Source organism: Aquilutibacter rugosus, from assembly GCF_036541335.1.
Lineage (GTDB): Bacteria > Pseudomonadota > Gammaproteobacteria > Xanthomonadales > Xanthomonadaceae > Aquilutibacter > Aquilutibacter rugosus.
In genome coordinates this window covers 879,384-893,061 of the sequence record NZ_JAZHBO010000002.1, presented here as the reverse complement: position 1 = coordinate 893,061, position 13,678 = coordinate 879,384, and the positions used below count along the sequence as shown (strand labels likewise).

Genomic DNA, 13,678 nt, shown 5'->3' with positions numbered 1-13,678 from the left:
CGAAATCGGGCGCAAAGGCGCTCAATCCAACCTTACAGGTAGGGGTCGCTGATGCCGAAGCTCGCCAGAATTTCGCGTTCCAGCTGCTCCATGGCATTGGCCTCGAGATCGTCCTGATGGTCCCAGCCCAACAGGTGCAGGGTGCCATGCACGGTCATGTGCGCGTAGTGCGCCACCAATGGCTTGTTCTGCTCCCGTGCCTCGCGCTCCACGACCGGTGCGCACAGGATCAGATCGCCAATCAGCGGGATGTGCACGTCGTCCGGCAGGCCCTCGGGGCGATCGGCTTCAAAGCTCAGTACATTGGTGGCGTAATCCTTGCCGCGATAGTGCCGATTGAAGTGCTGGCCCTCTTCGGCGTCAACGATGCGGATGCCGATATCCGCCGCTTTACAGCGCCGGTCCAGCGCCGCCGCGACCCAGCGACGGAACGAGCTCGGCGCCGGAATGCCCTTACGGGGTAGGCCGTAGCTCAGGCTAACTTGCAGATCGACGGGGCCTTGGGTCATGGCGCAGTACTCTCACCGTTGCGGGCGTCGCGAGCATCGTACGCATTGACGATGCGTGCCACCAGGGGGTGGCGGACGACGTCCTTGGCTTCAAAGAAGGTAAAGCTGATTCCATCCACACCGCGCAGCACTTCGAGCGCATCGCGCAGGCCGGACTTTTGATGGCGTGGCAAATCGGTCTGGGTCAGATCGCCGGTAACGACTGCGGTAGATCCGTAGCCGATCCGCGTCAGAAACATCTTCATCTGTTCGACCGTGGTGTTTTGCGCCTCGTCCAGAATGACGAAGGCATCGTTGAGCGTGCGGCCGCGCATGTACGCCAGCGGTGCAATCTCAATGATGTTCTTCTCCAGCAGTTTCAGCGTTTTTTCGACACCGAACATTTCGTACAGCGCGTCATACAGCGGACGCAGATACGGATCCACTTTCTGCGACAGGTCGCCGGGCAGGAACCCGAGCTTTTCGCCGGCTTCTACTGCGGGACGGACGAGTATCAGACGTTGGACTCGGCCCTCGTTCATGGCATCGACTGCCGAGGCCACGGCCAAATAGGTTTTGCCGGTACCGGCCGGGCCGATACCGAAATTGATGTCGTGCATGGCGATGGCGTGCAGGTACTTGGCCTGATTGTCACCGCGACCGCGAATGGTGCCGCGCTTGGACTTGATCGCCACTTGCTGCGGTTCGTAGTCAGACTTGCGATGCTTGCCTTTGTCAGTACCCGCAGTGTCAGCGCCTGCATTGGCCGTGGCAGCTGCCATGCGCACGTTGATGGCATGCTCATCGAGCGTTTCGTCCGCAGTCTCTTGGTATAGAGAACGCAGCAAATCTTCAGCGGCCTCGACAGTGGCCTGCGATGAGCCGGTGACTTCGAACTGTTCGGCGCGATTGGCGATCGCGACACCCAGACGCGCTTCGATCTGGCGCAAGTGCGCGTCGAGCGGACCGGTCAAATTGGCCAGTCGGGCCGCATCGGCGGGCTGGAGCGAAAACTGAGTCTCATGTTGCTTCATGGTCATAGGATAGCGCGGTGGCGCGACGGCAAACGCACGGGCCGCGCGGGGCTTCAGCCAACAATCACTCGGCCGCGCAGCGAATTGCTGAACGCCTCGGTGATCATGACATCAACGAATTCGCCAGTAAGGCGGGCAGGGCCTTCGAAATTCACTTGGCGCATGTTCTCGGTCTTGCCGGTCAGTTCGTTCGGATTCTTGCGGCTAGGGCCAGTGACCAGGATGCGCTGCGTGCTGCCGACCATGCTCTGCGAGATCGTAAGGCTGTGCTGATTGATGTGCTGTTGAAGGCGCGTCAGGCGGGCGTGCTTGTCCGCCTCGGAGACGTCATCGTGCAAGTCGGCGGCCGGCGTGCCGGGACGACGCGAGTAGATGAAACTGTAGGACTGGTCAAAGCCGACATCCTCAATCAGTTTCATGGTCTTTTCAAAATCGGCATCGGTTTCGCCCGGGAAGCCGACAATGAAGTCCGACGCGACACTGATGTCCGGACGTACCGCACGCAGTTTGCGAATCTTGCTCTTGAACTCAAGCGCCGTATAGCCGCGTTTCATGGCGGCCAGCACACGATCGCTACCGGCCTGCACCGGCAGATGCAGATAGTTTGCGAGCTTGGGTACATCGCGATACGCCTCGATCAGACTGTCGCTGAATTCCAGCGGATGCGAAGTGGTAAAACGAATTCGACCAATGCCTTCGATCTCTGCGATTGCGCGAATCAGCAGGGCCAGATCGGCAGTCTCGGGTTCCACGCCATCTTCTGCGGGCAGCGGGCCGCGATACGCATTGACGTTCTGGCCCAGCAGATTGATTTCCTTGACGCCTTGCGCCGCCAGTTCGGCCACTTCGATCAGGACGTCCTCGAACGGGCGACTGATTTCGGTGCCACGCGTGTAGGGCACCACGCAGAACGAGCAGTACTTGCTGCAGCCTTCCATAATCGAGACGAAGGCACTCGGACCGTCGGCGCGCGGCTCGGGCAACTTATCGAACTTTTCAATCTCCGGGAAACTGATATCCACTTGCGGCGTACCGGTTTCGCGCTGACGTTCAATCAGTTCCGGCAGGCGGTGCAGCGTTTGCGGACCGAACACCAGATCCACATACGGCGCACGCTTGACGATGGCATCGCCTTCCTGCGAGGCGACACATCCACCGACACCGATCAGCACCGGCTTGTCTTTTTTCAGTTGCTTCCAGCGGCCCAGCTGGCTAAACACCTTTTCCTGCGCCTTTTCGCGAATCGAGCAGGTATTGACAAGGATCACGTCGGCCTCGTTCACGTCCGTGGTCAGCTCGAGACCGTGCGCGTCGCTCAGGACGTCGGCCATCTTCTGCGAATCGTATTCGTTCATTTGGCAGCCGTGCGTTTCAATAAACAGCTTGCCTTTGGCGGTGACGCCTGTTGGGGTCGCGATATCGGTGTCAGTCATGTAGGTCTCCTGGGTGCCGGCGCTTAATCCGGGCCTGAACCGCCCATTTTATCGTGGATTGATGGCCTTCTGTCGGCATTTTCAGCGGTTACCCTGTTCTGGGGCGCAGGTTCGGTGCAGCGTGGGAGTTCGATTCGACGGGAACTAGGGCAATGCACAGGTGGTGGCAATGCAGTCTGTGGTGGCTAATGCTGGTAACGACTAGCCTGGCGGCGGAGCCTGCCGCGCTGTATCGCTGCGCCGGGGAGCAGGGAGCGGTTCTGACAGGACAGCCGGGTCCCGGTTGCAGACAGGTGGCGCAATGGTCACCCGGGTCCAACCCGGCCGAAGGCCAGGCCGTCGCGGCCAATGACCCGGCTCGAGTCGAGTTTCCGGTCGCGTCTGGTGGTGCCCCGGCGATGACGGCGGTGGGGCGAGCCGCGCCAGTTGTCACCCGGCGCCTGTTTCCCACCGCCTACGCCGAGGTAATCCGAGCACACGCTAACCGCTGGGGCATCGAGGAAGCCGTGGTCAAAGCCGTGATTCACGCCGAAAGCACCTTTAATCCGGCGGCGGTGAGTCCGAAAGGCGCCATGGGGCTGATGCAGCTCATGCCGGCGACCGCGCGACGGTTCGGGGTCCGCAGTGCCTTCGACCCGGGTGAAAATATCCGGGCGGGCGTGCAGTATCTGGCATGGCTGCTGCGGCGCTACGGCGGGGACTGGCGCTTGGCGCTGGCGGGCTATAACGCGGGCGAGGGCGCAGTCGATCGGTACCGAGGCGTGCCACCATTTCCCGAAACCCGTAGTTACGTCGACAAAGTGTGGCGTCTCTCGCAGTCGTATCGGGTCGCTGCCGGGCCCTAACGCACAAATTTAGCCCGGATTGGCGCTGGCGTATTGTCTATTTGTTCACCTTTTCGCTACACTTGACTGTCTTTTATGGTGCGCAAGCTGCTTTAGTGCGGTTGCTGCCTTAAAAATCCTTTGAAAATCAAGTGCTTTGCGGAGTGCCGGATGGCTAATCACGAGGGCGAACAGCCCATTAATCAAGGACGGCGTCGGTTTCTGACCGCCACCACAGCAGTGGTGGGTGCGGTTGGTGCCGGTTGCGCAGCAGTGCCGTTCATTAAATCCTGGAACCCCAGTGCGCGGGCTCAGCTGGCCGGTGCGCCGGTCACGGTTGACATTTCCGGTCTCGAAACCGGTGCTCGCCTGGTCAACGAATGGCGCGGCCAGCCGATCTGGATCGTCAAGCGTTCACCGGAGATCATCAAGACCCTGCCGATGCTCGACAGCCGTCTGCGCGATCCCAAGTCCGACAACAAGGACCAGCAACCGGCCTACATCACCGGTGAACTGCGCTCCATTAAGCCCGAAATTTCGGTGCTGGTCGGTCTGTGCACTCACTTGGGCTGCTCGCCTGAAATGAAGGCCGAGATTCGTCCGGAACCGTTCGACCCGGAATGGAAGGGCGGCTATTTCTGCCCGTGCCACAAGTCGCGTTTCGATATGGCCGGCCGCGTGTTCCAAGGCGTGCCCGCGCCGACCAACCTGGTCGTGCCGCCGCATTATTACGAAGATGACAACACCATCGTGATTGGTGTCGATCCTAAGGGAGCTGCGTAATCCATGGCTAATACCATCCAGAAATTGCAGGACTGGTTCGATTACCGCGCCAAGGGTTTCGGTCCGTTCTATCGCAAGCACATGACCGAGTACTTCGCTCCGAAGAACTTTAACTTGTGGTATTTCTTCGGCTCGCTGGCCATGCTGGTGCTCGTCAATCAGATCCTGACCGGTATCTTTTTGACCATGCATTACAAGCCGTCGGCTGCCGAGGCCTTCAGCAGCGTCGAATACATCATGCGCGATGTCGACTGGGGCTGGCTGATCCGCTACATGCACTCCACCGGCGCCTCGCTGTTCTTCATCGTGGTGTATCTGCACATGTTCCGCGGACTGATGTACGGTTCGTACCAAAAGCCGCGTGAACTGGTGTGGCTGATCGGTATGGTGATCTACCTGGTCCTGATGGCCGAAGCCTTCATGGGCTATGTCCTGCCGTGGGGCCAAATGTCCTTCTGGGGCGCCAAGGTGATCATCTCGCTGTTCGGTGCACTGCCGGTCATTGGCGGTTCGCTGGTCGAATGGATCATGGGTGACTACTTGCCGGGCGACGCTACGCTCAACCGCTTCTTCGCACTGCACGTCATTGCGCTGCCGCTGGTGCTGTTGCTGCTGGTCGTCCTGCACTTGGGCGCTCTGCACGAAGTCGGTTCGAACAACCCCGACGGCGTTGAAATCAAGAAGGGTCCTAAGGGCAACCGCTGGTCGCCGACGGCTCCTAAGGACGGCATCCCGTTCCACCCGTATTACACGGTAAAGGATCTGTTCGGTGCTTCGTTCTTCCTGATGATCGGTGCCTTCATTGTGTTCTTTGCTCCGGCCTTCGGTGGCTGGTTCCTGGAACACGACAACTTTGTCGAAGCCAACCGTCTGGTTACCCCGGAGCACATTAAGCCGGTGTGGTACTACACCCCGTTCTACGCCATGCTGCGCGTGGTGCCGGATAAGCTCGGCGGCGTCATGGTGATGTTCGGCGCCATTGCGATCCTGTTCCTGGTGCCGTGGCTCGACCGTTCGCCGGTCAGGTCCGTCAAGTACCGCGGTTGGATGACCAAGGTCGCATTGGCTGTCCTCGCCATCGCCTTCGTGTGGCTGGGCAAGATCGGTGCCGGCCCGGGTACAGACCCGGTCGAAACCATCATCGGCCGTGTGCTGACGGTACTGTACTTCCTGTTCTTCCTGACGATGCCCATCTGGACCAAGCTGGACAAGACCAAGCCGGTCCCTGAGCGAGTGACGATGCATGACTAAGAAATTCCTGAAATCCTTTGCACTGGGCGTGGCCGGCATGCTGTTGGCCGGTACGGCGGCCGCAGCGAGTGGAGGTGCTCTGATGCAGTCGGGCGTTGACTTGACCGATAAGGGTTCGCTGCAACGCGGTGCCCAGATCTTCATGAACAACTGCTCGGGCTGTCACTCGCTCAAGTATCTGCGCTACTCGCGTATGGCTCAGGATCTGGGTCTGACCGAGGACGAGGTGCAGAACAACCTCAACCTGACGGGCGCCAAGTTCGGTGAGACCATCGGCACGGCCATGCCGGCCAAGGCCGGTGAGCGCTGGTTCGGCAAGACCCCGCCGGATCTGTCGCTGGTCGCACGTAGCCGCGGTGCGGACTGGGTGTACACCTACCTCAAGTCTTTCTACCTCGACGAATCGCGTCCGCTGGGCTGGAACAACAATCTGTTCCCGAACGCTTCGATGCCGAACCCGCTGTTCCAGGAACAGGGCATGCAACATGCCATCTACGGTGAACCTGATAAGGCTACCGGCGACAAGGTCGTGAAGGGTCTTAAGATCACCACGCCGGGCACGCAGACCGAAGCGCAATTCAACCAAACCGTTCGTGACGTCACGGCGTTCCTGCAGTACGCAGGTGAGCCTGCCGGCATCAAGCGTGAAAGCCTGGGCGTGTGGGTAATCCTGTTCCTCGCGGCGCTGACCTTCCTGACTTATCTGCTCAAGAAGGAATACTGGCGCGACGTCGAACATTGATCCCGGATAAAGGACCTCTATGGCACAGGAAATGATGAACCTTACCAATCGGTTGCGGAACGTGCTGACGCTGTTCTCCGCTCCGAATGACGTGCAATGCCACCAAGTCCGTTTGGTGCTGGCGGCAAAAGGCGTCGCGTTCGACTATTTTCCTGTCGATCCGAATGACCCGCCCGAGGATCTGATCCATCTCAACCCGTTCCACTCGGTGCCGACCCTAGTGGAACGCGATATGGTTCTGTATCCCGCCACGGTGATTTCGGAATATCTTGATGAGCGTTATCCGCATCCGCCGCTAATGCCGGTCGATCCGCCGTCACGTGCGCGTCTGCGTCTGGCGATGCTGCGTATCGAGCTCGAATGGCTGCCGCACGTCAATGCCATCCTGGCCGGAAACAAGACGCAGCAGGAAGCAGGACGTAAGCGTCTGCGCGAACTGCTGGCCGCTTCGGTTCCTTTGTTCAAGGCGACCAAGTTCTTTGTCAACCAGGAAATGTCCCTGGCCGACTGTGCGATGGCACCGATCATCTGGCGTCTTGAATCGCTGGGAGTGACTCTGCCTAAGGACGGTCAGGTGATCGAGGAATACGGTAACCGCATCTTCCGCAACCCGGGCTTTATCCGGTCGCTGACCGATCAGGAGAAACGCCTGCGCGAAGTGCCGAACTTCTAAGCGCATCAGTTAAAGACGGCCCGCAAGGGCCGTTTTTTTTCACAATGTATTCGGCCGGAATCAGGTAGAGTTTAGTAGTGATGAATTTGGTAGCAAGCAACCCGTGAACAGTTATCGGCCATATTTGATTCGTGCGCTGCATGAGTGGATCTGTGACAACGGCCTGACGCCGCATTTGCTGGTCGATGCCGAGGCACCCGGCGTGTCGGTGCCGCCTTCGGCAGTGCAGGATGGACGTGTGGTGCTCAATGTGGCACCGCGAGCTGTGATGGGTTTCAGCATTGATCAGGATTTCGTGCATTTCTCCGCGCGGTTTGGCGGCGTATCGCACGACATCTGGGTGCCGATCCATGCCGTTTTGGCCATCTACGCGCGTGAAAACGGGCAGGGCATGATGATCCCCGAGGATCCGCTCGCCACGCCGGAGCCCGCCGATGCCGCTGACGACTACTACGATGAGGGCCTCCAGAATGAGTTGTTGTCCGATGCGGAGCTTGCCACCGACCGTGCCGAGCCGCCTGCACGTGTGCCGCTAACCGTGCTCAGCAACGACGACATCGGGACCGAAGGCGCACCCGATCCGGATGCACCGCCAACTTCGCCAACACCGCCGCGCGGCAAGGGCTTTTTACGCGTCGTTAAATAGAATCGCGGCGTAAAGGGACGACGACGGGCGCAACGCGCTCCGGTCCCTGAAAGAACACGAGCTTGCCATCGCGCACGATGAGCGCACCGGCGTGGCGGTCGGCGCCGTTGCTTGAGAATTCAAAGCGGAACTTGCGGTCAAAGCCCAGGCGGCCACGGTCGTCTCGTCGTAGCGCATAGCCGTTGGCGTGCACGGAATCATCGAGAAACTGGACACCCGCGGCGCTGCACGCACGACGCCCGAGCGTGTATGCATACTCGGCGGCCGCCCGATTGCCGTTCCAGAATGAAACGAGACCGGCACCGGCAATCATCAGCAGAATAATTTGCAGCATTAGCTGGCCTTTGGAAATTGTGCGGGCGGGGGACCTAGTTTTAGGCTCAGGTCCAAAGCGTGCACGTGCTTAGTGAGACCACCGACGGATACGTAGTCGACGCCGTTGGCAGCAATCTCTGTGAGATTTTCGTAGCTGACGCCACCGGAGACCTCGAGCGGAATGCGACCGGCTGCAATACGTACGGCCTCGCGGCGCATGTCAGCAGGGAAGTCGTCAATCAGGATGCGCGTGCAGTCGGTTTCCAGTGCTTCGCCTAGCTGATCGAGCGTCTCGACTTCGATGACTAGAGGGATACCGGGAAATTGCGCCTTTGCCTGCGCTACCGCGGCTCCGATTCCACCGGCCGCGCGGATGTGGTTTTCCTTGAGCATCACGGTGTCATACAGACCGATGCGATGATTCAGACCGCCGCCGCACAGGACTGCGTACTTTTGTGCGAGCCGCAGGCCGGGTAGGGTTTTGCGGGTGTCCAAAACGCGAGTCGAAGTGCCTTCGAGCCGATCGACATAACGGCGGGTCTCCGTGGCAGTGCCGCTCAGGGTCTGCAGGAAATTCAGCGAGGAGCGCTCGGCGGAGACCAGTGCGCGCGAATGGCCGGTCAGAGTCGCCAGCACGGTGCCCTGACGGATGCGATCGCCATCTTGTGCGTACCAGTCAAAAGTGACGCTTGGATCCAGCTCGCGATGGCATTGTTCGAACCAGGCACTACCGGCCAGAACGCCATCTTCCTTGCAGAGCAGATACGCCGTGTCGGGGCCGTCGGGGAGTAGGGCAGCAGTAACATCGCCGCTGCCAATGTCCTCGCGCAGGGCCTCGCGTACGTCCTGATCAATCTCTGCCTGCGGGGGCAGCGGAATCCCGGCCGTGCGTTCGGTCATGCGGCCCAACCGGTAATGGTTGCGGTAGCAATGCCGGATTCGGGCAGCAGCACCGGAATGCCATCGTCAATGCGATAGATCGTCTTGCCGTCTTTGGTCACCAGGGCCTCGGCTTGCGGGCCGGTGACGGCTTGGCCATCGAGATCGCTAACAGTGCAGGCGCCAATGGCGGCGTTCAGCCGTTGCAGTTGCTCGGCACTGGCTTTGAGCAGGGGCTGGCGGGTTGCCGGGCACACCAGCAAATCGAGCAGTTTACGGTCCATGATGTCTCTCCAATCGGTTGATAGTAGAATACCGTTTTAGTGACAGGGCTGGCCATGACTTCGCCGTTTGTGACCTCTAACGCTGCACCGCCGGTTGGCATCGTAATGGGTTCCCGCTCCGATTGGGACACCATGAAACCCGCGGCCGATCGCCTCGATCAGCTGGGCGTCCCGTACGAAGTGCGCGTCGTCTCCGCTCATCGCACCCCCGACGTGCTGTTTGACTATGCCGCCACGGCGCAGGAACGCGGTTTGCGCGTGATCATTGCCGGCGCCGGCGGTGCTGCGCATCTGCCGGGCATGCTGGCCGCCAAGACCACCGTCCCCGTGCTGGGCGTCCCCGTGCAAAGCAGGGCGCTCAACGGACTCGATTCGCTGCTGTCCATTGTGCAGATGCCGGCCGGTATTCCGGTCGCTACATTTGCCATCGGCGCCGCCGGTGCCGCCAATGCCGGTCTGTTTGCCGCTGCCATGCTCGCCCCGGACTTCCCGCAGGTAGCCGCCGCGTTGCAGGCATTCCGCGATCGCCAAACGCAAGACGTCATGGCGAACGACGATCCGCGCATCGAGATCCCGAACTGATATGACCACCACAGTCGGTATTCTCGGCGGCGGTCAGCTGGCTCGCATGATGGCCTTAGCCGGCGCCTCGCTGGGCCTTCGTTTTCTGGTGCTGGACAACGTCAAAGATGCCTGCGCCGGGCAGTTCGCTCCGATGCTGATGGGTGACTATACGGACCTGCAGGTGCTGGGCGATTTCATGCAACGCATTGATGTCGCCACGTTTGATTTTGAGAACGTGCCCGCATCCAGCGCGGCGTGGTTGGCTGAGCGTAAACCGGTGTATCCCAAGCCGCGTGCATTAGCCGTTGCGCAAGACCGCCTCGCCGAGAAATCGCTGTTCACTGAGTTGGGTATTGATGTGCCGCCTTACCGCGACATCCAATCGCTCAATGATTTGCGCAATGCCGTCCGTGATTTCGGCATGCCCTGCATTCTCAAGACGCGACGTCTGGGTTATGACGGCAAGGGTCAGTTCCGCATTCGCACCGAGGCTGATATTCAAGCTGCCTGGGACACACTGGGTGCGCAAGTCGAACGCACCGGTCTGATCCTTGAGGGCTTCGTGCACTTTGACCGTGAGCTCTCGGTGATCGCGGTGCGCACGCCGTCGGGCGCATTTCGCGCGTGGCCGTTAACCGAGAACTGGCATGTCGAAGGTGTGCTCTCTGCGTCACTCGCACCGGCGCCGGTGACGCCTTCGGTCCACGAACAGGCCTTGGCCTATGCGCGACAACTCGCTGATGCCCTGGACTACGTGGGCGTGTTTGCGCTTGAGCTGTTCAATATCGGCGATCGGCTGCTTGCCAATGAGCTGGCGCCGCGCGTACATAACTCAGGTCACTGGACCATCGAAGGCGCGGAGACCTCGCAGTTCGAGAACCACTTGCGTGCAGTACTTGATTTACCGCTGGGCGCCACCGATGTACGCGGCGTGTCGTGCATGCTCAACTGGATCGGCGCAATGCCCGATCCGACGCCAATCCTTGAGGCACAAGGCGGCCATTGGCACGATTACGGCAAGTCTGCACGAGCAGGCCGTAAAGTCGGTCATGCCACAGTGCGTGCAGATACGCCGGAGCAGTTGGCAGCAGTGCTCGAGACGGTCGGCAAGCAGCTCAATCGATCGGACCAAGTGGCACCGGTGATTGACCGTTTACGTAAGGATTACTAATTCGTTTCTCATCCGTACCGAAACAGAAAAGCCCCGGACTCAATGCCGGGGCTTTTTGATTTGCGGTATATGAAAAGTACCGCAGGGTCTTTCAACTCAACGCATTTGCGAGGCGACGAAATCCCAGTTGACGAGGTTCCAGAACGCTTCCAGATACTTCGGGCGGGCGTTGCGGTAGTCGATGTAGTAAGCATGTTCCCACACGTCGCAGGTCAGCAGCGGCGTATCGTCGCCGGTCAGCGGCGTTGCAGCGTTCGAAGTCGAAACCAGTGCGACCGAACCGTCGGCCTTTTGCACCAGCCAACCCCAACCCGAACCGAAGGTGCCGACTGCAGTCTTGGTGAACTCTTCCTTGAATTTGTCGAAGTCACCGAATGCAGCGTTGATGGCATCGGCCACCTTACCGGTCGGCTCGCCGCCACCGTTGGGCGACAGGCAGTTCCAGTAGAAGGTGTGATTCCAGACTTGGGCTGCATTGTTGAACATGCCGCCTTGCGAGCTGCGGACGATGTCTTCAAGCGATTTGTCGGCGAATTCGGTGCCTTCGATCATCTTGTTCAGATTATCGACGTAGGTCTTGTGATGCTTGCCGTAGTGATATTCCAGAGTTTCTTTGGAGATATGCGGCTCCAGGGCGTCCTGGGCGTAGGGCAGTGCGGGTAGTTCAATGGCCATGCGTAAGCTCCTTGGTCGAAGTAGTACAATGGCCCATTGTAACGGCACCACGTTGTCGCCGCGTCAATCCGTCGGAGCGAGCGTTAGTGAGGGAGATCGCAGTGAAATCCAGTTTGGACCGCATTCGTCAGCTGATTGATGAGCATGATGCGATCCTGTTCCTGAAAGGAACGCCTGAATTCCCCATGTGCGGCTACTCGGCACAGGCGGTTAATGCGCTGAACAAGGCCGGCCACGGCCACATCCGTTACGTCAACATCATGGCCGATGCCGAGTTGCGCGCTAATCTTCCGCGACTGAGCAACTGGCCGACCTTTCCGCAATTTTTTCTGCATGGCGAGCTGCTTGGCGGCGCGGACATTCTGGCCGAGCTGCTCGACAGCGGTGAGCTACAACGCATCGTTGCCGAACTCGATAAGGCCGCGTGAGATTCAATGACTGAGCAGCAACAAGTGGCGGGCACCACCGCAGGCAATCCGGTTGTCTTGGTAACGGGAGCGTATGGCGGTCTGGGCGCGGCCGTTGCCGGCGAACTGGCGGAGCAGGGTGCCACTGTCATCATGCTCGGACGTAAAGTGCGTCAGCTGGAGCGCGTCTACGATGCCGTGATCAAGCGCGGTTCCGAACCCGTGCTGTATCCCTTAGATCTCGAAGGCGCCTCGCCCGATGATTACTTCGAACTCATGCAGGCCATCGGTTCGCAACTGGGTCGCCTGGATGCCATCGTCCATGCTGCGGCCAATTTCGAAGGCCTGACTCCGCTGAACCAACTCGACCCCGCCAAATTGGCCCGTGCGCTGCATGTCAATTTCACGTCGATGGCGTGGCTGACCCAAGCCGCCCAGCCGTTGCTGCGCGACACGGCGGAGCGGACCGGGGTGCCTTCGAAGGTGATGGTCGTAGTTGATGATGCCGAACGCGTCAGCAATCCGTTCTGGGGTGGCTACGGTCTGGCGCAGCTGTCACGCCGCCAATTCGTGCAAATGCAGGCGCGCGAGTTGGGAGAAAATTCGTCGATTCAAGTCCTAGGCTTCATGCCTGGCCCGATGCGCACCATGCTGCGCTCGCGAGCCTATGCCGATGATCCGAGTCCGCAAACCCGTAACCCTGCCGATGTCGCGCCCGTACTGGTGCAGTCCTTGAATAGCGGCAACCACCACGGTCAGATCATTGGAGCGTCGCTGTGACCATTTTCTCCGCGGCCCTGATGCTGTTCCTGATCCTCGATCCGCTGGGCAACATCCCGGTGTTCATGAGCCTGCTCAAGGGCATCTCGCCGAGCCGGCAGCGTTACATCATTGCCCGCGAGCTGCTGATTGCCCTAGGCGTGCTGATGGTCTTCCTTTGGGGTGGCCGTTATCTGCTGGAAGCCATGCATTTGCGGCAGGAATCCGTGTCCATTGCGGGCGGCATCATCCTGTTCCTGATCGGTGTACGCATGATTTTCCCGCCGCCGGAGGGCGTCATGGGCGGCGCCGGTGAGGCAGGGGAGCCGTTTATCGTGCCGATGGCCATCCCAATGGTGGCCGGACCCTCGGGTATGGCGGCGGTGATGCTGCTGGGCAGCGATGACAAGACCCGGATGTGGGAGTGGAGCCTGGCGCTGGGCATTGCCTGGCTGGCTACCGCGATCATCCTGTTCTGCGCCACCTATCTGTACAAGATCCTGGGCGAGCGCGTCCTGACCGCAGTAGAGCGCCTAATGGGTATGCTGCTGGTCGCCCTGTCGGTCCAGATGCTGGTCGACGGCGTCCGCTCCTACTGGGCCATTCCACTGACCTGATCGGCGGCAAGTTGTTCTTAATTCATGACTTTTTGTCACTGAACCGCAACAAAACACCCATAAAATGTTAACCTATATTTAACTGCGCGGCCTGCCGGCCGGCTTTGCGTTGTCCCCTGTTTCATTACCACTC

17 protein-coding genes and 1 pseudogene are annotated in these 13,678 nt (G+C 59.9%); 11 read left to right on the top strand and 7 right to left on the bottom strand.

The annotated features are described in order from the left end of the window. Positions 1-32: 32 nt before the first annotated feature. From ybeY to miaB, 3 genes are read right to left on the bottom strand one after another with little or no spacing between them, the layout of a single operon-like run. Entirely contained in the window at positions 33-509 is a 477-nt protein-coding gene (gene ybeY / locus V3390_RS09670) for an rRNA maturation RNase YbeY (protein WP_331704265.1), read from the bottom strand. Next, positions 506-1,522 (bottom strand): PhoH family protein, encoded by a 1,017-nt coding sequence (locus tag V3390_RS09665; protein ID WP_331704352.1) that lies wholly within the window; start codon positions 1,520-1,522, stop codon positions 506-508. Before V3390_RS09665 ends, ybeY begins: the two co-directional genes overlap by 4 nt. A 53-nt stretch (positions 1,523-1,575) precedes the next feature. Continuing rightward, on the bottom strand, positions 1,576-2,955 hold the full coding sequence (miaB, locus tag V3390_RS09660) for a tRNA (N6-isopentenyl adenosine(37)-C2)-methylthiotransferase MiaB (protein ID WP_331704264.1): 1,380 nt from the start codon (positions 2,953-2,955) through the stop codon (positions 1,576-1,578). A gap of 437 nt (positions 2,956-3,392) precedes the next feature. Between miaB and V3390_RS09655 the strand changes: the two are divergent. From V3390_RS09655 to V3390_RS09630, 6 genes and pseudogenes are all read left to right on the top strand, one after another. Continuing rightward, positions 3,393-3,800 (top strand): annotated as a pseudogene (locus V3390_RS09655) (lytic transglycosylase domain-containing protein); the annotation flags it as partial. 150 nt (positions 3,801-3,950) lie between these two features. Continuing rightward, positions 3,951-4,562, top strand: coding sequence for a ubiquinol-cytochrome c reductase iron-sulfur subunit (gene petA, locus V3390_RS09650; RefSeq protein WP_331689903.1), 612 nt, complete (start codon positions 3,951-3,953; stop codon positions 4,560-4,562). 3 nt (positions 4,563-4,565) lie between these two features. After that, positions 4,566-5,813 (top strand): cytochrome b, encoded by a 1,248-nt coding sequence (locus V3390_RS09645; RefSeq protein ID WP_406805156.1) that lies wholly within the window; start codon positions 4,566-4,568, stop codon positions 5,811-5,813. After that, on the top strand, positions 5,806-6,555 hold the full coding sequence (locus V3390_RS09640; RefSeq protein WP_331704263.1) for a cytochrome c1: 750 nt from the start codon (positions 5,806-5,808) through the stop codon (positions 6,553-6,555). The genes V3390_RS09645 and V3390_RS09640 overlap by 8 nt, the downstream gene beginning before the upstream one ends. Before the next feature lie 34 nt (positions 6,556-6,589). Then, a complete protein-coding gene (locus tag V3390_RS09635) occupies positions 6,590-7,228 on the top strand; it encodes a glutathione S-transferase N-terminal domain-containing protein (protein ID WP_331704351.1) in 639 nt (212 codons plus the stop codon). Between the two features lie 103 nt (positions 7,229-7,331). Further along, on the top strand, positions 7,332-7,874 hold the full coding sequence (locus tag V3390_RS09630) for a ClpXP protease specificity-enhancing factor (protein WP_331704262.1): 543 nt from the start codon (positions 7,332-7,334) through the stop codon (positions 7,872-7,874). On the opposite strand, the gene V3390_RS09625 is transcribed toward V3390_RS09630, so the two are convergent. The 3 genes from V3390_RS09625 to V3390_RS09615 are packed head-to-tail and all read right to left on the bottom strand — an operon-like array spanning position 7,867 to position 9,352. Next, positions 7,867-8,208: a DUF3301 domain-containing protein gene (locus V3390_RS09625; protein ID WP_331689906.1), complete on the bottom strand. Its 342-nt coding sequence runs from the start codon at positions 8,206-8,208 to the stop codon at positions 7,867-7,869. The genes V3390_RS09630 and V3390_RS09625 overlap by 8 nt on opposite strands. Next, on the bottom strand, positions 8,208-9,089 hold the full coding sequence (gene nadC, locus V3390_RS09620) for a carboxylating nicotinate-nucleotide diphosphorylase (RefSeq protein ID WP_331704261.1): 882 nt from the start codon (positions 9,087-9,089) through the stop codon (positions 8,208-8,210). Before nadC ends, V3390_RS09625 begins: the two co-directional genes overlap by 1 nt. Further along, positions 9,086-9,352, bottom strand: a complete 267-nt coding sequence (locus V3390_RS09615; RefSeq protein ID WP_331704260.1) for a Trm112 family protein — start codon at positions 9,350-9,352, stop codon at positions 9,086-9,088. Before V3390_RS09615 ends, nadC begins: the two co-directional genes overlap by 4 nt. Positions 9,353-9,406: 54 nt before the next feature. Between V3390_RS09615 and purE the strand changes: the two genes are divergently transcribed. Together purE and V3390_RS09605 are read left to right on the top strand one after the other, a co-directional pair. Continuing rightward, positions 9,407-9,934 (top strand): 5-(carboxyamino)imidazole ribonucleotide mutase, encoded by a 528-nt coding sequence (purE, locus tag V3390_RS09610; RefSeq protein WP_331689909.1) that lies wholly within the window; start codon positions 9,407-9,409, stop codon positions 9,932-9,934. Position 9,935: 1 nt separating this feature from the next. After that, positions 9,936-11,087, top strand: a complete 1,152-nt coding sequence (locus V3390_RS09605; RefSeq protein WP_331689910.1) for a 5-(carboxyamino)imidazole ribonucleotide synthase — start codon at positions 9,936-9,938, stop codon at positions 11,085-11,087. 96 nt (positions 11,088-11,183) lie between these two features. On the opposite strand, the gene sodB is transcribed toward V3390_RS09605, so the two are convergent. Then, positions 11,184-11,762: a superoxide dismutase [Fe] gene (gene sodB / locus V3390_RS09600; protein ID WP_331689911.1), complete on the bottom strand. Its 579-nt coding sequence runs from the start codon at positions 11,760-11,762 to the stop codon at positions 11,184-11,186. Positions 11,763-11,863: 101 nt separating this feature from the next. Here sodB and grxD point away from each other — a divergent pair, with 101 nt between their 5' ends. From grxD to V3390_RS09585, 3 genes are read left to right on the top strand one after another with little or no spacing between them, the layout of a single operon-like run. Continuing rightward, a complete protein-coding gene (gene grxD, locus V3390_RS09595; protein ID WP_331689912.1) occupies positions 11,864-12,190 on the top strand; it encodes a Grx4 family monothiol glutaredoxin in 327 nt (108 codons plus the stop codon). Positions 12,191-12,196: 6 nt separating this feature from the next. Beyond that, positions 12,197-12,949, top strand: coding sequence for an SDR family NAD(P)-dependent oxidoreductase (locus V3390_RS09590; protein WP_331689913.1), 753 nt, complete (start codon positions 12,197-12,199; stop codon positions 12,947-12,949). Beyond that, the gene (locus V3390_RS09585; RefSeq protein ID WP_331689914.1) at positions 12,946-13,545 is read left to right on the top strand and encodes a YhgN family NAAT transporter; all 600 of its coding nucleotides are present in this window, start codon (positions 12,946-12,948) and stop codon (positions 13,543-13,545) included. Before V3390_RS09590 ends, V3390_RS09585 begins: the two co-directional genes overlap by 4 nt. Positions 13,546-13,678: the final 133 nt, after the last annotated feature.